This is a genomic window from Kribbella sp. NPDC054772 (assembly GCF_053611945.1).
Genome location: NZ_JBSHBJ010000047.1, coordinates 1 through 17,339, shown reverse-complemented (window position 1 = coordinate 17,339; position 17,339 = coordinate 1). Strand labels below are relative to the sequence as shown.

Sequence of the window (17,339 nt, the reverse complement as noted above, 5' to 3'; positions counted from 1 at the left end):
ACATGTCCTATCTGTGGTCCGTTTTCACCAAACCGTGGGCGGGACTGCCCGGGGCCGAACTCGGCCGGCTGATCGCCGGCATCGGGTTCGGTGGCGCCGAGGTGCCGGTGCGCGACACGGCGTACGTCACACCGGCGAACGTCGAGGCCGAGCTGCCGAAGTTGACCGCACAGTTACGGGCCGAGGGCATCGAACCGATCAGTGTCGCGAGCGACCTGTCCGAGCGGGTGTTCGCGGCGTGCGCCGAGTCCGGCGTACCGATGATCCGGATCATGGCCGAACTCGGACCCGACGGGTACGCCGCCTCGGTCGGGCGCAACCGCGAACTCCTCGAGCAGGCGGTCGCGCTGACCGAGCGGTACGACGTACAGGTCGGTGTGCAGCCGCACCACGGGCGCTACGTGTCGTCGACGCTCGGCGTACTGCAACTCCTGGAAGGGCTGCCGTCGCGGTTCAAGCTCGTGTGGGACGCGGCGCATGATGCGTTGGCCGGTGATCATCCCGCGGTGACGCTCGAGCTCGGCGCGGAGCGGCTCGGGATCGTGAACCTGAAGAACGTGCACTACCAGCGCACCGACGCCGGGTGGAAGACGAACTTCGTGGAGGCCGAGGACGGGTTGTCCGACTGGTCGGCGGTGTTCTCCACGGTGCAGCAACTCTCGTGGAGTGGGCCGGTGTGCCTGACAGCGCAGTACTCCGATTCCGCAGTACCGGTGGAGGAACGACTTCGGAGAGATCTGCATTTCGCTGTCACATCGGCCGCGCAGCATCCGTCAAGGCAGTGACATCAACAGACACTGACCCGATGGAGAACCTCCCATGCAAGCACGGATGACCAACCCCGCTCAGATCCTGCCGGACGCCACCAAGGGCATCCAGAACATCTACAAGGCGATCGGGCAGTCCGGCACGGACGGCAGGACGCTCGAGCTCGTGCACCTGCGGGCGAGCCAGATCAACGGCTGCTCGCCGTGCGTCTTCGGCGGGGTCAAGTCGGCCCTGAAGAACGGGGAGACCGACGAGCGGCTGCACCAGGTCGCGGCCTGGCGGGACTCCGACCTGTTCACCGACGCCGAACGGGCCGCGCTCGCGATGACCGAGGCCGCGACCCGGCTGGCCGACAACCCGACCGCGGTCAGCGACGAGATCTGGGACGCCGCGACCGACCACTTCGGCGAGAAGGAACTGTCGGCGATCATCCTGATGATCGGACTCACCAACCTGTTCAACCGCCTCAACACCACGGTACGGGCGCCTGCGGGTGCCACCTGGTGACGGATAGGTGACCGATACCGTGAGCCCCGGATGTCGAGAAGGCGTCCGGGGCTCCGACGTCCCGGGGTGAAGGGAGACTGCCGATGAAGTACATGCTGCTGATCTACGGCAACGAAGAGACCTGGGACACCTTGCATGCCGAAGGGATCGAGGGTGTCCTCGACCAGCACCGCGTGCTCTCCGAGGAGCTGAAGGCCAACGGTGAACTCGTCGATGGGATCGGTCTGACCACTGCGAACGCGCGGGTCGTCAAGGTCAACGACGGCGTACCGGCGGTGACGGACGGGCCGTTCACCGAGGCCAAGGAAGTGCTGGCGGGCTACTACGTCGTGGAGTGCAGCCTGGAGCGGGCGACCGAGATCGCGGCCCGGCTGCCGGAGGCGCGGTACTCGCCGATCGAGATCCGCGGGTTCACCGATCCGATGAAGGACTAGAGGTCGCTGCCGGGTGCGGTCGGCAGGGCGTCCTTCTTGGAGGAACTTGCCGGCCTCAGCTGGGCGTTGACACCTGAGACCGGCGAGTCACTGACTCAGAACTGCTGTCGTTGCGGGCTAGCTCGAGGCGAGGATGACCCCACCTGAGGCGGGCTGATCACCCATGCCCCGGCCACCCTGAACGAAAACAGTCGCGCCACGCGCCGGTGCCTGGGCACCGTCGCCGAGTCGCAGCGTGGTCCTCATCCCGTTGCTCAACCTCAGCATCGCCACGCGACGCGGAGGCACCGACGGAATCGACGAGCTCACCTCGTGGATGCCGGTGCACACCGCTGGCTGGACGGAAGCTCGGCCGAGTCCCTCGTTGCCGTGACTCCTCACATCACGGCACTGCTCGGCGAGCCTTTTCATCGCTGACACACTTCCCCCTTCTCATCGTGAACTGCCCCCGAGTGGCGGTGGACGCAGTCGTGTGACCGCACACTCCCCCGTCCTCCCCGCACCCGGAAACGACACGGAAGTGATCAGGCAACCCTCGCTGAGAGTGATCGGGTTTTCAAGGGATAGTAACCGGAATCCCGCGTATCGAAATCGGTGTCCATGCCTTGTTCCGGTCGGGTCACTGACCACCGAAGCCAGTGGTAGCAATTCCCTTGATGATCTGGCGCTGGAAGAACAGGAACACCACGACCAGCGGCAACGCGGCCAGGATCGCGGACGCCATGTTCTGCGCGTACTGCAGGCCGTAGGCGCTCTTCACCGTCTGCAGGCCCACCGGCAGCGTCATCAGGTGCGCGTCGGTGGTCACGATGAACGGCCACAGGAAGTTGTTCCACGCACCGATGAAGACGAAGATCGCCACCGCGGCGAGGATCGGCCGCGACAGCGGCAGCACGATCGACCAGAACACCCGCAGCCGGCTCGCGCCGTCCACCCGCGCGGCCTCCTCCAGTTCCACCGGGATCTGGTCGAAGAACCGCTTCAGGATCAGCACCATCGCGGGCGCGAACGCCTGCGGCAGGATGATGCCCCAGTAGGTGTCGACCAGGTTGAACGCCAGCATCTGCCGGAACAGCGGCACGATCAGCAACTGCGGCGGGATGATGATCGCGGCGATGATCGCGGCGTACAGCCAGCGCTTGCCCCGGAAGTTCACCCGCGAGAACGCGTACCCCGCCAGCGCCGACGTCGCGACCGTGATCAGCGTGATCGCCACCGACGTGATCAGGCTGTTCCACGCCCAGGACGGGATGTCGCCCGCGGACAGCACCTTGCGGTAGGCATCGAAGCTGAACCCGTCCGGCGGGTTGATGCTGATCTTCGACGCACCCGCGTCGGCCTCGCTCTTCAGCGACGTCAGCACCGCCCACGCGAACGGCACCAGCCAGGTCACGGCCAGCACCGCGAGCACCAGCAGCGCGGCCAGTCTGGACACACTCCACGGGTTCTCGCCCGGCTTGTGCGTCTGCTTGATCTTCCGGACGTTCCGGGCCAGCGTGTAGGTGCTCATGCGGCGCTCCTGCGGTTGATCAGCTTGTACTGCGCCAGTGACACCAGGACGATCAGCGCGAAGAACAGGTACGAGATGGCCGACGAGTAACCGAACCGGTAACCGGTGAAGCCGGACTCGTAGATGTACTGCACGATCGACCGCGTCGATCCGGCCGGGCCGCCGTTGGTGAGCATGTAGATCTGGTCGAACACCTTCAGCGAGGCCAGCAACTGCAGCGTGGCCAGCAGCGCGGTGGTCGGTCCGAGCTGCGGGATCACGATCGAGAACAGCTGCCGCCACTTGCCGGCACCGTCGATCGCGGCCGCCTCGAACTGCTCCTCCGGGATGTTCTGCAGCGCGGCCAGGTACAGCAGGAAGTTGAACCCGATCGTCCACCACAGCGTGGTGATCACGACCGAGATCATCGCGACCTTCGGGTCCTGCAGCCACGCCACCGGCGCCGCCCCGAACTTCGCCAGTACGCCGTTGATCAACCCGAGTGTCGGGTTGTACATCCAGCTCCAGAACATCACGACGACGGTCGAGGCGAGCAGGTACGGCATGAAGAACGACAGGCGCCACAGCCAGCGGCCGGGCAGCCCGAGGTTGACCAGCAGCGCCAGCGCGAGCGACAGCACGATCAGCGGGACGGTGCTGAGGACCGTGAACCAGACGGTGTTGCCCAGCGACTTCCACATGTCCGGGTCGGTCAGCGCCTCGCCATAGTTGGCAAAGCCAACCAATCCGCTGCCGGCGCCGGTCAGCGTCTCGCCGGTGAAGCTCAGGTACAGGCCGTAGATCGCCGGCACCACGAGGAAGAGCACGAACAGTACGGCGAACGGCGCCGCGAACGCCCACCCGGTGAACGTCTCGCCGCGCTTGGCCTTCGCCCTCCCCTGGGCGATGGTCTCCTCCGTCGCGACGGCCGGAGTGTCGATGGCAGTCGACATCTGTGTCTCTCCTCTCACACCGGCTGCGGGCGGTCGAGCAGCTTGTTCAGCCGCGCAACGAACCCGTCGAACCCGGCCGCTGGGTCACCACTGCCGAGGAACACGTTCTGCACGTTCTCCGCGAAGTAGTTCTGGAAGTCACTGCCCGCGCCGCTGAACCACACGTCCGGGTCGTAGTTCACGTACGCCGGGATACCCGCGTAGTTCGACTGCGGCTTCAGCGCCTGGTACTCGGCACCCGTCGCCACCGGCTGGTACGCCGGGATGTGACCGCCGTCGGCCCACTTCGCCGACCGCTTCAGGATCTCCGCGACCATCGTGTACACGTGCTTGCGGCGTTCCGGCGACACCTTCGCCTGCCGCGGCAGCACGAACGTGTGCGAGTCCGCGTACGCCGCCTGGGTCCCGAACAGGGTCGGGATCGGCATCGCGTCGACGGGCATCTTCGCGTCCTTCAGCACCGGGAGCTCCCAGACACCGCCGAGGAACATGCCACTCTCGCCGTGCAGGAACTCACTGGTCGCCGTACCGCCGTCGCCACTGCGCGAGGCGATGGTGTCGTTCAGCAACGACTGGACGAACTTCAGCGTCGTGACGGCGGCGTCGTGGTCGACCTCGGCCGGCTGGCCGGGCACGAGTTTCATGTCGGCGCCGGTCTGCTTGTACAGCGTGTACCAGAGCCGCCACATCTGCGCACCGTCGCCGAGGTACCCGTAGGACAGACCGTGCTTGCCGGTCACCTTCTGCAGCTTGGTCGCGACCTCGGTGAACTCCTCCGGGCTCTTCATCGAGCGCAGGGTGTCCGTGACACCGGCCTTCTCGGCGTGCTCGGTGTTGTAGTAGAGCACGAAGGGGTGGGTGTCGAGGGCGATCGCGTACAGCTTCCCGTCGTACTGGCACTTCTCCCAGACGCGGGCCGGGAAGTCGCTCTCGTGCAGGCCCACCTCGGCCAGCAGGTCGAGGTCCCACGGCTCCAGCAGATCGCCGGGCGCGTAGCCGGCGATCCGGGACGCGTGCATGATCGCGACGTCGGGGGCGCGGCCACCGGCCGAGGCCATCGCGAGTTTCGTGTAGTACGGCGGGCCCCACGCGAGCACCGTCTGGGTGGCGTGGAAGCCGAGGTTCGCGGCGTTGACGGCATCCACCAGGCCTGCCATCACCGTCCCGTCCCCGCCGGTCAAGAGGTGCCAGTAGCTCAGGTCGGTCGTCGAGCGCGAGCCGCCGGGCGCGCAGCCGACGAGCAGCCCGCCACCGGCGAGCGCGGCCGCTGCTTTCAGCAGTCCGCGCCGGGAGAGGTCAGTCATTCGGTCTCCTTCAAGGGGCGAACCGAAAATTACATCGTTAGAATGGCCGACACAAGACTCGTTTGTGTGATTTTGTGCAAACGCGACCGTTAGCGTTCGGTGCTGACGCGCTCGACGATGCGGTGCGGAATCATCACCCTGCGTGGCGGCGCGTCCTTGTCCGCCATCCGCTCGGCCAGCAGATCGAGCGCGGCCGCGACGAACGCCCGGCGGTCGAAGTCGACCGAGGTCAGCGGCGGGATCATGTACTGGCTCTCGATGATGTTGTCGAACCCCGCCACCATCGTCTGCCGCGGTACGTCGATGCCCGCGCTCCACAGGGCAGCCAGCGCACCGGAGGCGATCGAGTCGGTGAAGCAGAAGAACGCGTCCGGCAACTCGTGGTCGGTCAGGTACTTCCCCACGACGATCGCCGCGCCCTCGGGACTCCACCGGTCCAGGCTGACCTCGAGTGCGGGATCGATCGGGAGGCCGGCCGCCTCGAGGGCCTGGTGATATCCGATGGTCCGCAGGCGCGAGGCCGCCGTACCCGGTGATTCCGCTGATCCGCCGAGCACGCCGGCGCCGCTGGAGCCGCGCGGGACTTCCGGCGTACCGACGGTGGCGATCCGGCGGCAGCCGCGGGCCAGCAGATGCTCGGTCATCTCGCGGGCGGCCGCCACGTTGTCGATCGCGACCTGGCTGACGACGTCCTGGTCGACGTCGCCGATCAGGACCACGGGCGGCAGTGGCCCGGCCGACATCACCGCGCTGTCGTCGAGGTTCACCGGGTTCAGGATCAGGCCGTCGACCAAGTACGCGCGAGCCTTCGAGAGCAGCTCGAACTCACGGGTCGGCTCGGCGGCGGTCTGCTCGATCTGCACGCCCCAGCCGCGCTCGTGGGCGAGCTCGACGACCAGGTGCACCACTTCGGCGGAGTACGGCCGGAGCAGGTCGGGCAGCGCCAGCGCGATCATCCCGGAGCGTCCGTTGCGTAGTCCGCGAGCGCTCATGTTCGGCACGTAGTCGAGCTCGGCGAGCGCGCTCTCGACCCGGGCGCGCGTCTCGGGGCGGACGAAGACGATGCCGTTGATCACGTTCGAGACCGTCTTCGGCGACACCCCGGCCAGCTTGGCGACATCTTTGACGGTCGGACGCATGTCGCCCATTGTCACATCTGATGCCCGTTGTCACGCATCAACGGCTGGTCAGGGCGCCTCCGTTGACATGCAGCACCTGACCGGTGATGTGTCGAGCAGCGGGTGACGCGAGGAAGTAGATCGTGTCGGCGATGTCCTCCACCTGGCCCTCACGCTTCGTCAGCGTTGCCGCGAGCAACGCGCCACGCCGCTCGTCGGTGAGGCGGCCCTGGAAGAACTCGGTCTCGGCCGTGAACCCTGGTGCGACGACGTTCGAGGTGATGCCGCGCGTGCCGAGCTCGGCGGCGATCTCGGCGTTCCACAGCGCGAGGCCCGCCTTCGAGGCGCCGTACGAGCCGGGACCGCGGGCGCCGGCGATCGAGCCGAGGTGCACCACGGCAGTGGTCAGACGGGGCGCGAGGGCGGTCGTCGTCAGGACGGCGCTGATCAGGTTGGCCTCGAGGTTCGCCAGCCAGTTGGCTTTCAGTTGCGCGAGGTCGCCGTCCGGGCGGCCGAAATCGGTGTTGCCGCCGGCATTGTTGACCAGCACATCGACCTGCTCCGGCAGTTCGTCCACCAGCCGCTCGACTTGCGCCGGGTCGGTCGCATCGCACACCACCGCCCGCGCTCCGAGCTCCGCCGCGGCCTTCTCCAGTACGTCGGCGCGCCGCCCGGTGATCACCACGTCGTCGCCGTCGGCCCGGAACCGCTCCGCGGTCGCTCGCCCGATCCCGGTCGCTCCCCCGGTCACCACGATCATTCTCATCACGACATCCTCACGTTTAGCTCTAAATGTTTAGCCCTAAACGTAGCATGGGTGCTGTGACCGACAACTATCCGCTCGACGGCCCGAGTCCGTACCCTGCTTCGGAGATCGCCCGCGCCTGGCGGCGCGAGCGTCCGGGGACGCCGACCGACTCGATCGAGATCGTGACTCCCCTGTGGCGGCTCGCGAAGTTGTTCGCCGACGACCGCCGGCGGGTGCTGTCCGAAGCCGGCGTTGATCCGGCGACGCTGGACCTGCTCAGCGTGCTGCGACGCGCGGGAGCGCCGTACGAGCTGAGCACGCGGGAGTTGGCGAACCGGACGTTGGTGACGGCCGGGGCGATCTCGCAGCGGGTCGCTCGGGCCGAGGAGTCGGGTCTGGTCACTCGACGGTCGGCCGACGACGGCACTCGCGCGGTGCTCGTGATCCTCACCGACCTCGGGCACGACCTCATCGAGCGGACCGTCGACCAGGTGCTGACGCGGGAGTCCGAGTTGGTGGCATCGCTGTCCCCCGCGGCGCGGAGCACGCTGGCCGGTCAGCTGCAGGAACTGCTCGACGACGTCAGCCGGGTTGCTCGCAAACCTTCCTCGCGGCGTTGAAGGTTTTTCCAACTGCTCAGGCTCGGAGTCACGGCGAACTGCCTACGACTGGTTCAATGACACCATTGAAGGATGCTTCCTGCTGACAGGCACGACGTCATCCAGGTGCGCGGCGCCCGCGAGAACAATCTCGGCGGCGTCTCGCTCGACATCCCGAAACGCCGGCTCACCGTCTTCACCGGAGTCTCCGGGTCCGGCAAGTCCTCCCTCGTCTTCGACACCATCGCCGCCGAGTCGCAGCGGCTGATCAACGAGACCTACACCGCGTTCGTCCAGAACTTCATGCCGAGCCTCGGCCGGCCGGACGTGGACGCGCTGCGGAACCTGTCCGCGGCGATCATCGTCGACCAGGAACGGATCGGCGCCAACGCCCGCTCCACGGTCGGCACCGCGACCGACGCCCACACCATGCTCCGCGTGCTGTTCAGCCGCGCGGGTACGCCGTCCGTGGGTCCACCGTCGGTGTTCAGTTTCAACCGGGCCGAAGGTATGTGCCCGACCTGCGAAGGGCTCGGGCGGACCACCGAGTTCAACCTCGACGAACTGGTGGACCGCGAGAAGAGTCTCAGCCAGGGGCCGATCAAAGCACCGGGTTACTCGATCGACAGCTGGCACTGGCAACTGATGGCCGGCTCCGGGCTGTTCGATCCCGACCTGCCGTTGAAGGACTACCCGACCGAGGCCTGGGAGCGGTTCCTCCATCAGGAGCCGATGAAGATCAAGGTCGGCAAGAGCAACCTGACCTTCGAGGGCCTGGTCAGCAAGCTCAAGCGCCAGTACCTGAGCAAGGATCCGCAGTCGATGCAGAGCCACGCGCAGGCCTTCGCGGAGCGGGCGATCCGGCAGCAGACCTGCGCCGACTGTGAGGGTGTCCGGCTCAACGCAGCGGCCCGGAGCGTGACCGTTGACGGTCGCACGATCGGCGAGTGCTCGCGGATGCAGATCAACGAGCTGGCCGAGTTCGTTGCCGGGGTCAAGCACTCTGGCGTGGGTCCGATGCTCGACGGTCTTCGCCAGTTGCTCGAGGCCTTCGTGACGATTGGTCTTGGCTATCTCAGTCTCGATCGGGAGTCGTCCACGCTGTCCGGCGGTGAGGCGCAGCGGGTGAAGCTCGTGCGGCACCTCGGATCGAGCCTCAGCGATGTCACCTACGTCTTCGACGAACCGACGGTCGGCCTGCACCCGCACGACATCCAGCAGATGAACGACCTCCTGCTACAACTGCGCGACAAGGGCAACACGGTCCTGGTCGTGGAGCACAAGCCCGAGACGATCCGGATCGCCGATCACGTGGTCGATCTCGGCCCGGGCGCTGGGTTGTCCGGCGGGCGGCTCTGCTACGCCGGCGACGTCGAAGGGCTGAAGACCTCCGGCACACTGACCGGTCAGTACCTCGACCATCGGGTGACCGTGCGCGACGACGTACGGCGTCCCACCGGGAAGCTCTCGATCGCGAATGCGACGCTGCACAATCTGCAGGACGTGAGTGTGGACATCCCGCTCGGCGTACTCACGGTCGTCACCGGCGTCGCGGGATCCGGGAAGAGTTCACTCGTCCACGGATCGCTGGCCGGTCGGGACGGCGTGATCATCGCGGGCCAGGACCCTATCCGGGGGTCGAAGCGAAGCAATCCGGCGACGTACACCGGTCTGCTGGACCCGATCCGGGCGGAGTTCGCGAAAGCGAACAAGGTGAAGCCCGGGCTGTTCAGTGCGAACTCCGTCGGCGCCTGCGGGACCTGCAAAGGCATCGGGCTGGTGTACACCGATCTGGCGATGATGGCCGAGGTCGCCTCGGTGTGCGAGGAGTGCAACGGCGCACGGTTCACCGCGGAGGTGCTCGAGTACCGGCTGCGCGGGAAGAACATCAGCGAAGTACTGCGGATGACGGTCACCGAGGCGCGGGAGTTCTTCGGACGCGGCACGGCCCGGACGATCCTTGACCGGCTCTCAACAGTCGGGCTCGGGTACGTCGGCCTCGGGCAACCGTTGACGACGCTGTCGGGCGGTGAACGCCAGCTCCTGAAGCTGGCGATCAGCATGGGCCGCACCGGCTCGATCTACATCCTCGACGAGCCGACCACCGGGCTGCACCTGGCCGACGTCGACAATCTGCTCCGGATGCTCGACACACTGGTCGACCGGGGCAATACGGTGGTCGTCATCGAACACCACCTGGCCGTGATGGCTCACGCGGACTGGCTGATCGACATCGGTCCGGGTGCGGGTCACGCGGGCGGTCGAGTCACCTTCACCGGCACCCCTGCCGACCTGGTCGAGAGCAGTCCAACCCGCACCGCGGAGCATCTTCGGGCATATGTCTCAGCCGGCTAGCTCGGCAGCTAGGAACTCGATCACGTCACGCCACGGCGTGCGGTAGTCGGCGGCGGAGCCGGTCTGGGTGAGTACCAGGCGGGCTCCGCCGTTCCCGTCGCGCAGGGTCCACGTGACCTCGCCGCCGCTCCACGGGTAGACGAGCCGCAGCGGCTCCTCGACGGCCGTAACGGGTCCAGGCTCAATGCCCTTGGCAACGAAACCGGCAGGCGGCGGGCTGCCGACGGTCGCCGTCTGCGCACCCGTCAGCCGCTCCCACACCGCTTCCTTCGGCTGCACCAACTGCCGCTCGAACCGCAGCTCGCCGTCGGCCGCGACCTCCACCTCGTCGAGCCCGAACACCTTCACGAAGTGCTCGTGCAGCATTCGATAGTCCCGCTCCGGCACGGTGTCCCCCAGCACCCGCTCCAACGCGTCGAAGCACAACGTCCATCCACCCGCGAAGCTCCCCGATCCCGAGCGGTCGTCGTACGTCGCGGTGAGGTGCAACGTGCAGCCGTCGGAGGTCGGCGTCAGCTCCCAGCGAAGGACTTCGACGCCCCAGGTGTACTCGAGCACGGTCGGCGGTTCGTACGCGCGGATCACGCCACGCGACTGCAGATCGACCGGGGCGCCCGGCTCGCCCTCGAACGTGAACGTCACCGGACCGTCCAGCCGCAGGTCGAGCTCCACCGCCGCCGGGAACCACCCGGCCAGCTGCTTCGGCTCGCTGATCGCCCGCCACACCTTCTCCACCGGGTGCCGCAGCTCGCGGCGCATCCGCAGGACGGTGCGCCCGTTCTCGGAACTCAAGGTCTCGGTCATGACTCCATATATACCCGCTAAGGAATATACGATCAACCGGTGAAGCGGGCCAGGTCCGTCAACTCGGCGCTGAGGTCCGCCGGAGCGCCGAAGAGGTCCACCGACAGATCGGCGTGCCGCCAGGTGCCGATCACCCGCCCGGAGTCGAGCACGGCCGGGCGGAGCATCCCGCCGCCCGGATAGAGGCTGGCGGGCAGATCCTGGTGGCGGTCCTGATAGCCGAGGAGATAGCTGTCGAACTCCCCCACCATGCGGAGATCGCGGCATCCCGGGAGGTCGCGGACGGTCAACACCTCGGTGCCGTCGACGTCGAAAGTAGCTGTCTTCACCGCCTCGACACCGCGCCGGGCGAGCGGCACGGGCAACCCCGACCAGGTCGCGAAATCGCGCGCGGTCGCCGGTCCGTAAGCACCCAGGTAGCGACTGGCGAGCCCCTCGAGATCACCGTCCAGGTCCAGCGGTTTGCCCAGCCAGTCCCGGACGGCGACCCAGGTCTCGGTGCGATCGTGGCCAGGTCCGTAGCAGAGCCGGCCCAGCAATCCCGTGTGCCGGATCAGCGCGTACACCGCCTGGCCCTTCGGCTCGGCGATCAGCCCTGCCCGCACCAGTACGTCGGCCAGCTCGGCGCGGCTACACGGGCCGTTCGCGAGCAGATGCTCCTCCAGGACATCGGCCGCCTTGGCGCGGATCGGCTCGGTCAGGCCCAGTTCGCCGTACCGGCGGGTCGTGTCCTTGATCAGCTTCGGACCGAGAAGGCCGAGCAGCGAACCGGCCTGCTCGGTCGCGACCAGCTGGATCGTCCCGCGCATGAACCACCCACGCACCACCGAGCGGTCGATCTCCTGGGCGACAGTGACATCGGGAAGGGTTGTCGCCGTGGATCGCGCCCGGACGCCGTACGCCGCGCCTCGCCAGGTCTGCGCCTGGAGTCCCCCCGTCCGGCGCACGACGTCGGCCACCCCTCCGGGGCCGGCCTCGTTCACCGGACGCGCGAGGCTGTTGGCCTGCATCCTGGCCCGCAGCAACCAGTCGACAGACCTCCGCGCCACTTCAGCATGACACCACGAACCGACCGTTTCCGCATCTCGAAATAGCCGGGTGCTGCCTCAGAGGGCCGGCTGGACGAGGTCGGCGAACGCGGCCTGGCCGGTGACGTTCGGGTGGTAGGACTCGCTGACCGGGTTCGAGAGGCCGTTGATCCACTCGGGGCTGCCGCAGACCGAGTGGCCGATGAACTTCGACGTCGGGTTCACGAACGCGAACCCGGCCGCGTTCGCGGCGGCGGAGATCTTCGTGTTCAGCAGGTCGGCGGTCGCGTTCAGCTTGGTCATCTCGTCGGGGCTGAAGAACGTCCCGGCGTTGCAGTCGGTGCCGTTGAACAGCCGCGGGTACCCGACGACCACGACCTTCGCCGAGGACGCCCGGCTCTTGATCGACCCGTACAGCGTGTTCAGCCGGCCGGGCAAGGTGTTGTTGATGATCGACTGGGCACCCGCGACGGCGCTGGTGCAGTTGCCGAGCCAGGAGGGCTTGGCGCATTCGGTGATGACCGACGAGAAGCCGGCGTCGTTGCCTCCGACCTGGACGGACACGATGTCGGCCGAACTGGTCACCGACGGCAACTGTTTCGAGGTCACGTCCGCGACCTTGGCGCCGGAGCAGGCGACGAACGTGAGATTGGCGCCGATCCGGGCGGCGTCGACGTAGGAATAGGCCTTGGTGGAGCGCTGACAGGACCCGCTGCTCTCGATGTAGGTGCGGGTGCCGACGCCGGAGGCGTAGGAGTCACCGAGCGAGACGTAGTTCGGGGCCGCAGCGTGCGCGACCCCGGGGCTGAGCAGCATCGCGGCGCCGAGGGCCGCGGCAGTGAACAAGCTGGCGATGGACTTCATGGGCGGGACCGCCTTTACCTGTGCGAGGAGTGGCGACTGAAGTACTCCATGTCACCTTCACCCGACTCGCCGGTAACACACAAGGGCCTGGTAATAAATTCACCGTGGATTCCCGGTGACGGTCACCAACTAGCCATCCCAGGACGACAAGCCAGGCCCGGTTGGGAGCGGATAGCAACCATCGACGAGCTGGACCCTGCCGTCGGCCGGCAACAGCCCGCTCTCCACGTAGATGGTGTTCGGCAGCGCCGCCAGCACGTGGATGTGCGCCCCACCGCCGTGCGACGCGTACGGCACCCCGAACCCGGCCGCCATCAACCCGATTTCCAGGCAGTCCGTCAGCCCACCGGCCCGCCGCAGATCCGGCTGTACGACGCCGACGCCGCCGCGCTCGATCAGATCCCGGAACGCCGCCTGCCCGTACCGGTTCTCCCCCGTCGCGATCGGGAGATCCAGCTTCTCCGCCAGCCGCACATGCCCCTCGGTGTCCCCGGCCGGCAGCGGCTCCTCGAACCAGGTGCAGTCCATCGACTCGTACACACGCCCGCGCCGCAGCGCCTCGGCGTACCCGAAGGCCTGGTTGGCGTCGACCATCAGCGGCGCGTCCGGGCCGATGATGTTGCGGACCGCCTTGATCCGCCGCACGTCCTCGGTCAGCGGGCCGCCGCCGACCTTCATCTTCACGCCACGGAAGCCCTGCTCCATCGCCTTCGCGGACACGCTCTCCAGCCCCGCGACGTCCAGCTCGAGCCAACCAACCATCGCGTACGTCGGGATCACGGTCCGCTGCGCGCCGAGCAACCGCCACACCGGCACCCCGAGCGACTTCCCGAGGAGGTCCCACAACGCCTGATCGATCGCCGAGATCCCGTACGACGACAGTCCGGCGGTCCCCTGGTAGTCGGTGAGGGTCTGCAGCCGTTGCCGGATCCCCCGAATGATCGTCGGGTCCGCGCCGATGATCTCCGGTGCGAGCTGCTCGGACACGATCTTGGCCAGGATCGCCGGCGAGCTCTCGACGCGACCGAAGTACGTCGTACTCTCGCCGCTCACGCCTTCGTCGGTGTCGATCCGCACCCTGGTCACGCCGTTGCGGTCGAGCAGCTGGATCGCGTCGCGGACCGGATGGGCCTTCGGTTCGGACGTGGCTTCGACGGTGACCTGGGTGATCTTCATGGGCGCTCCGGGCCGGTGACGGACAGGGGGTCGAATCCGTAGGGCAGTTCGAGGCGGTGCGCTGCCATCAGGCCGCCGTCGCCGAGCAGGTCGCGGGTCTTGCCGTCGGCGACGATCCGGCCGTCGTCCATCAGCAGGCTCCGCTCGCACAACTGCAGCGCGTACGGCAGGTCGTGCGTGATCATCAGCAGCGTCACGTCGAGCCCAGCGAGGATGTCCGCGAGCTCCCGCCGCGCGGCCGGGTCGAGGTTGCTGGACGGCTCGTCGAGGACCAGTACCTCGGGACGCATCGCGAGCACCGTGGCGACGGCGACCCGGCGGCGCTGGCCGAAGGAGAGGTGGTGCGGGGCCAGGTGGGCGTGGTCCTGCATCCCGACCTGGACCAGCGCTTCGTGCACGCGCTCGTCGAGCTCCGAGCCACGCAGGCCGAGGTTCGCGGGACCGAAGGCGACGTCGTCGCGCACGGTCGGCATGAACAGCTGGTCGTCCGGGTCCTGGAACACCAGCCCGACCTTGCGCCGGATCTCGGTCAGGTGGTCGCGGTGCAGACCGGTGCCACCGACCTGGATCCGCCCGCTCCCGGTGCCGCCGGCCACCGAACCCAGGATGCCGTTCAGATGCAGGACCAGCGTGGTCTTGCCGGCCCCGTTCGGTCCGAGCAGGGCGACCCGCTCGCCGCGCTCCACGGTGAAGTCGACGCCGAACAACGCCTGCCGCCCGTCGGGATAGGCGAAGACCAGCCGCTCGACCTGAATCGTCGGACTGCTCACAACACCACCACCCTGGCTGCGACCGCGACCGCAACGGCGGCCAACGAGATCGCAAGGCCCTCGACCCACTGCGCACGAGACGCGCCTGCCACGCTCAGCAACGGCATCCGGCCGGTGTAGCCACGCGACCGCATCGCGAGGTGCACGCGCTCGCCGCGCTCGAAGCTCCGCACGAACAACGCGCCCACTCCTCCCGCGACTGCCTTCAGATGTCCGGCCCGACCTCCGGTATACCCACGGGACTCGCGAGCAACCCGCATCCGGTGCAGATCGTCCGACACGACGCTGAGATAGCGGACCATGAACGACAGGATCGCCACCAGCGTCGCGGGCAGCCGCAACCGCTCCAGCCCGGCCAGTAGGTCGCGTGGCGCCGTCGTGGCCGAGAGCAGGATCGCCGCGATCACGCCGAGCGTCCCCTTGGCCAGCACGTTCCATGCGCCGAAAACACCCGACTGGGACAGGTGCAGGCCGAGCACGGAGATCTGCGGACCGGTCGCGACGAACGGCAGCAGCAGGGCGAACACGATGAACGGCGTCTCGACCGCTAGCCGCCGCGACACCACGGTCGGCGGGAGCTTCGCGACGATCACGGCCGCGATGAGCATGACGGCGTACGCCGCGAAGGCCCAGAAGACGGCGGCCGGGGTCGCGACGACCGCGAGTACGAAGACGAACAGCGCGACCAGCTTCACCTGCGCCGGGATGCGGTGGACCGGGCTGTCCACCGCGACCAGCAGACCGTCGCCACTCATGAGGCCTTGTTGGCCCGCAGCGAGGCCAGTTTCGCGATCGCGAGGCCGAGGGCGATCGTCACCAGGACACCGATGATGCCGGCGAGCGCTCCGGAGACCTGGGTGTTGCCGATCCCGTGGACGCCGTAGTCGGCCAGCGGACTGCTCGCGACCGCGGAGTCCTTCGCCGCGCCGTCGAACCCGAGCTTGGCGCCGACGAACTCCAGCCCGTCCGGGTGCGCACTCGCGAACAGACTGAAGCCTCCGGCCACGAGCAGCGTGACCGCGATCCCCACGCCGAGCGACCGTCCGGCCGGCCGCGCCGCGATGGGCTTGTCCGGGGACACGGTCGAGGTGTTGCCGTCGGCATCGACCAGGACAAGATCCTTCTGCAGGTGTCGAGCGGCGTACACCAGGTCGGGCCGCGTCGCGACGACCGCGCTCAGCACCGCGGCGGTGATCACGGCCTCACCGATGCCGACCAGGACGTGCCAGCCGACCATCGCGGTCGCGAGCTTCCCGAGCGGGATGTCGACCGCGCCGCCGATCGCGTACAGCCCCGTGAACGCCAGCGCCGCGACCGGCACCGACACCAGTGCTCCGACGGTCGCCGCCGGTACGACGCTGCTGACCCGCCGAGGCAGCACGGCCAGGAGGGCGCGCGTCAGGAAGTACCCGACGAGCACCGTGATCAGCCCCATCAGCGTGATGTTCGTGCCGAGGGCGGTCAGGCCGCCGTCGGCGAACAGCAGCCCCTGGACCAGCAGCACCGTCGACATCACGAGTACGGCGGTCCACGGGCCGACCAGCGCCGCGGCGAGCGCACCGCCCAGCAGGTGACCGCTCGTCCCGGCGCCGACCGGGAAGTTCACCATCTGCACCGCGAACACGAACGCCGCGGTCAGGCCGGCCAGCGCCGGCCCGGTCTCGCGGATCTCGCGGTTCGCCCGCTGCAGGCTGAAGCCGACCGCCCCGGCCGCGATCAGGCCGGTGGCGACGGACGTGGGCGCGTCGAAGAAACCGTCAGGAACATGCACTCGCACATTCTTGATCCACCTGCGACTGATTCGCAACAAGCGGTCTCACGACTGCGCCGTCACAGCTGCTTGAGAGCCTCTCCGATCGCCCGGTGGAACGTCGGGTACGCGAAGATCATCTGCCGCAGCGAGCTCACCGGTACGGCGGCGTGCACCGCGACCGCGAGCGCACTGAGCACCTCGCCACCGGTCGGACCCGCGCTCGTCGCGCCGACCAGCACACCCCGGTCGGCATCCATCACGACCTTGATGAACCCCTCGTTGCCGGCCTTGTGGATCCAGCCACGCGTCGACGCCGGGATCTCGGTGAACCCGGTCCGCACGTTCAGCCCCGCGTCCCGGGCCTGCTTCTCGGTCAGACCGACCGCACCGATCTCGGGGTCCGTGAAGGTCACTCGCGGCATCGCGTGGTAGCTCGCGGTCGGCGCGTCCGGCTCCTGCAGGATGTCGCGGACCGCGATGTCGGCCTGGTACATCGCGTTGTGGGTGAACACGCCGACGCCCGTGACGTCACCGATCGCCCACACCTTGTCGCCGGCCCGGACGTGCTCGTGGGCCCCCGGGCCCGGCCCCCCCCGGGGGCGGTGGGCCGGTTGCAGACACGCGGGCCCCGGGGGGGGCCGCCGCGCCCGGGCCCCCCCCCCCGCGAGG

Annotated in this window: 18 protein-coding genes; 5 read left to right on the top strand and 13 right to left on the bottom strand. The window is 68.1% G+C overall.

Annotated elements, in window-relative coordinates:
- Positions 1-2: 2 nt before the first annotated feature.
- The 3 genes from ACWGID_RS38860 to ACWGID_RS38850 all read left to right on the top strand — a co-directional run bounded on the left by ACWGID_RS38860 (position 3) and on the right by ACWGID_RS38850 (position 1,709).
- Positions 3-785 (top strand): sugar phosphate isomerase/epimerase family protein, encoded by a 783-nt coding sequence (locus ACWGID_RS38860; RefSeq protein WP_452204384.1) that lies wholly within the window; start codon positions 3-5, stop codon positions 783-785.
- A 46-nt stretch (positions 786-831) separates the two neighbouring features.
- Entirely contained in the window at positions 832-1,275 is a 444-nt protein-coding gene (locus tag ACWGID_RS38855) for a carboxymuconolactone decarboxylase family protein (RefSeq protein ID WP_452204383.1), read from the top strand.
- Between the two features lie 83 nt (positions 1,276-1,358).
- Positions 1,359-1,709: a YciI family protein gene (locus tag ACWGID_RS38850; RefSeq protein WP_452204381.1), complete on the top strand. Its 351-nt coding sequence runs from the start codon at positions 1,359-1,361 to the stop codon at positions 1,707-1,709.
- Between the two features lie 619 nt (positions 1,710-2,328).
- On the opposite strand, the gene ACWGID_RS38845 is transcribed toward ACWGID_RS38850, so the two are convergent.
- The 5 genes from ACWGID_RS38845 to ACWGID_RS38825 form a co-directional block, all read right to left on the bottom strand.
- Positions 2,329-3,219 (bottom strand): carbohydrate ABC transporter permease, encoded by an 891-nt coding sequence (locus ACWGID_RS38845; RefSeq protein WP_452204380.1) that lies wholly within the window; start codon positions 3,217-3,219, stop codon positions 2,329-2,331.
- Complete coding sequence (locus tag ACWGID_RS38840; protein WP_452204379.1) at positions 3,216-4,151, bottom strand: carbohydrate ABC transporter permease; 936 nt, start codon at positions 4,149-4,151, stop codon at positions 3,216-3,218. Before ACWGID_RS38840 ends, ACWGID_RS38845 begins: the two co-directional genes overlap by 4 nt.
- Positions 4,152-4,165: 14 nt before the next feature.
- On the bottom strand, positions 4,166-5,455 hold the full coding sequence (locus ACWGID_RS38835) for an extracellular solute-binding protein (protein WP_452204378.1): 1,290 nt from the start codon (positions 5,453-5,455) through the stop codon (positions 4,166-4,168).
- A gap of 89 nt (positions 5,456-5,544) precedes the next feature.
- Complete coding sequence (locus ACWGID_RS38830; protein WP_452204377.1) at positions 5,545-6,594, bottom strand: LacI family DNA-binding transcriptional regulator; 1,050 nt, start codon at positions 6,592-6,594, stop codon at positions 5,545-5,547.
- Positions 6,595-6,631: 37 nt separating this feature from the next.
- Positions 6,632-7,339 (bottom strand): SDR family NAD(P)-dependent oxidoreductase, encoded by a 708-nt coding sequence (locus tag ACWGID_RS38825; protein WP_452204376.1) that lies wholly within the window; start codon positions 7,337-7,339, stop codon positions 6,632-6,634.
- A 56-nt stretch (positions 7,340-7,395) separates the two neighbouring features.
- Between ACWGID_RS38825 and ACWGID_RS38820 the strand changes: the two genes are divergently transcribed.
- Positions 7,396-7,941, top strand: a complete 546-nt coding sequence (locus ACWGID_RS38820) for a MarR family winged helix-turn-helix transcriptional regulator (protein ID WP_452204375.1) — start codon at positions 7,396-7,398, stop codon at positions 7,939-7,941.
- Between the two features lie 72 nt (positions 7,942-8,013).
- Positions 8,014-10,275: an ATP-binding cassette domain-containing protein gene (locus tag ACWGID_RS38815; protein ID WP_452204374.1), complete on the top strand. Its 2,262-nt coding sequence runs from the start codon at positions 8,014-8,016 to the stop codon at positions 10,273-10,275.
- On the opposite strand, the gene ACWGID_RS38810 is transcribed toward ACWGID_RS38815, so the two are convergent.
- From ACWGID_RS38810 to ACWGID_RS38775, 8 genes are all read right to left on the bottom strand, one after another.
- Entirely contained in the window at positions 10,264-11,079 is an 816-nt protein-coding gene (locus tag ACWGID_RS38810; RefSeq protein WP_452204373.1) for an SRPBCC family protein, read from the bottom strand. The genes ACWGID_RS38815 and ACWGID_RS38810 overlap by 12 nt on opposite strands.
- A gap of 32 nt (positions 11,080-11,111) precedes the next feature.
- Positions 11,112-12,128 carry a winged helix DNA-binding domain-containing protein gene (locus tag ACWGID_RS38805; protein WP_452204372.1) on the bottom strand — a complete coding sequence of 339 codons (1,017 nt, stop codon included), beginning with the start codon at positions 12,126-12,128 and terminating at the stop codon, positions 11,112-11,114.
- Positions 12,129-12,185: 57 nt separating this feature from the next.
- The gene (locus ACWGID_RS38800; RefSeq protein ID WP_452204371.1) at positions 12,186-12,971 is read right to left on the bottom strand and encodes an SGNH/GDSL hydrolase family protein; all 786 of its coding nucleotides are present in this window, start codon (positions 12,969-12,971) and stop codon (positions 12,186-12,188) included.
- Between the two features lie 129 nt (positions 12,972-13,100).
- Positions 13,101-14,147, bottom strand: coding sequence for a mandelate racemase/muconate lactonizing enzyme family protein (locus ACWGID_RS38795; protein ID WP_452204370.1), 1,047 nt, complete (start codon positions 14,145-14,147; stop codon positions 13,101-13,103).
- Entirely contained in the window at positions 14,144-14,917 is a 774-nt protein-coding gene (locus ACWGID_RS38790) for an energy-coupling factor ABC transporter ATP-binding protein (RefSeq protein ID WP_452204369.1), read from the bottom strand. The genes ACWGID_RS38795 and ACWGID_RS38790 overlap by 4 nt, the downstream gene beginning before the upstream one ends.
- A complete protein-coding gene (gene cbiQ / locus ACWGID_RS38785; RefSeq protein WP_452204368.1) occupies positions 14,914-15,672 on the bottom strand; it encodes a cobalt ECF transporter T component CbiQ in 759 nt (252 codons plus the stop codon). The genes ACWGID_RS38790 and cbiQ overlap by 4 nt, the downstream gene beginning before the upstream one ends.
- Positions 15,669-16,688 carry an energy-coupling factor ABC transporter permease gene (locus ACWGID_RS38780; protein WP_452204367.1) on the bottom strand — a complete coding sequence of 340 codons (1,020 nt, stop codon included), beginning with the start codon at positions 16,686-16,688 and terminating at the stop codon, positions 15,669-15,671. The genes cbiQ and ACWGID_RS38780 overlap by 4 nt, the downstream gene beginning before the upstream one ends.
- A 59-nt stretch (positions 16,689-16,747) precedes the next feature.
- Positions 16,748-17,215 carry a hypothetical protein gene (locus ACWGID_RS38775; RefSeq protein ID WP_452204366.1) on the bottom strand — a complete coding sequence of 156 codons (468 nt, stop codon included), beginning with the start codon at positions 17,213-17,215 and terminating at the stop codon, positions 16,748-16,750.
- Positions 17,216-17,339: the final 124 nt, after the last annotated feature.

Bases quoted from the DNA above. Each gene is read 5' to 3' on its own strand.
- ACWGID_RS38800 (WP_452204371.1), bottom strand. From the start codon at position 12,971: ATGAAGTCCATCGCCAGCTTGTTCACTGCCGCGGCCCTCGGCGCCGCG.
- ACWGID_RS38795 (WP_452204370.1), bottom strand. From the start codon at position 14,147: ATGAAGATCACCCAGGTCACCGTCGAAGCCACGTCCGAACCGAAGGCC.
- cbiQ (WP_452204368.1), bottom strand. From the start codon at position 15,672: ATGAGTGGCGACGGTCTGCTGGTCGCGGTGGACAGCCCGGTCCACCGC.
- ACWGID_RS38840 (WP_452204379.1), bottom strand. From the start codon at position 4,151: ATGTCGACTGCCATCGACACTCCGGCCGTCGCGACGGAGGAGACCATC.
- ACWGID_RS38830 (WP_452204377.1), bottom strand. From the start codon at position 6,594: ATGCGTCCGACCGTCAAAGATGTCGCCAAGCTGGCCGGGGTGTCGCCG.
- ACWGID_RS38855 (WP_452204383.1), top strand. From the start codon at position 832: ATGACCAACCCCGCTCAGATCCTGCCGGACGCCACCAAGGGCATCCAG.
- ACWGID_RS38845 (WP_452204380.1), bottom strand. From the start codon at position 3,219: ATGAGCACCTACACGCTGGCCCGGAACGTCCGGAAGATCAAGCAGACG.
- ACWGID_RS38810 (WP_452204373.1), bottom strand. From the start codon at position 11,079: ATGACCGAGACCTTGAGTTCCGAGAACGGGCGCACCGTCCTGCGGATG.
- ACWGID_RS38860 (WP_452204384.1), top strand. From the start codon at position 3: ATGTCCTATCTGTGGTCCGTTTTCACCAAACCGTGGGCGGGACTGCCC.
- ACWGID_RS38825 (WP_452204376.1), bottom strand. From the start codon at position 7,339: ATGAGAATGATCGTGGTGACCGGGGGAGCGACCGGGATCGGGCGAGCG.
- ACWGID_RS38815 (WP_452204374.1), top strand. From the start codon at position 8,014: ATGCTTCCTGCTGACAGGCACGACGTCATCCAGGTGCGCGGCGCCCGC.
- ACWGID_RS38835 (WP_452204378.1), bottom strand. From the start codon at position 5,455: ATGACTGACCTCTCCCGGCGCGGACTGCTGAAAGCAGCGGCCGCGCTC.
- ACWGID_RS38850 (WP_452204381.1), top strand. From the start codon at position 1,359: ATGAAGTACATGCTGCTGATCTACGGCAACGAAGAGACCTGGGACACC.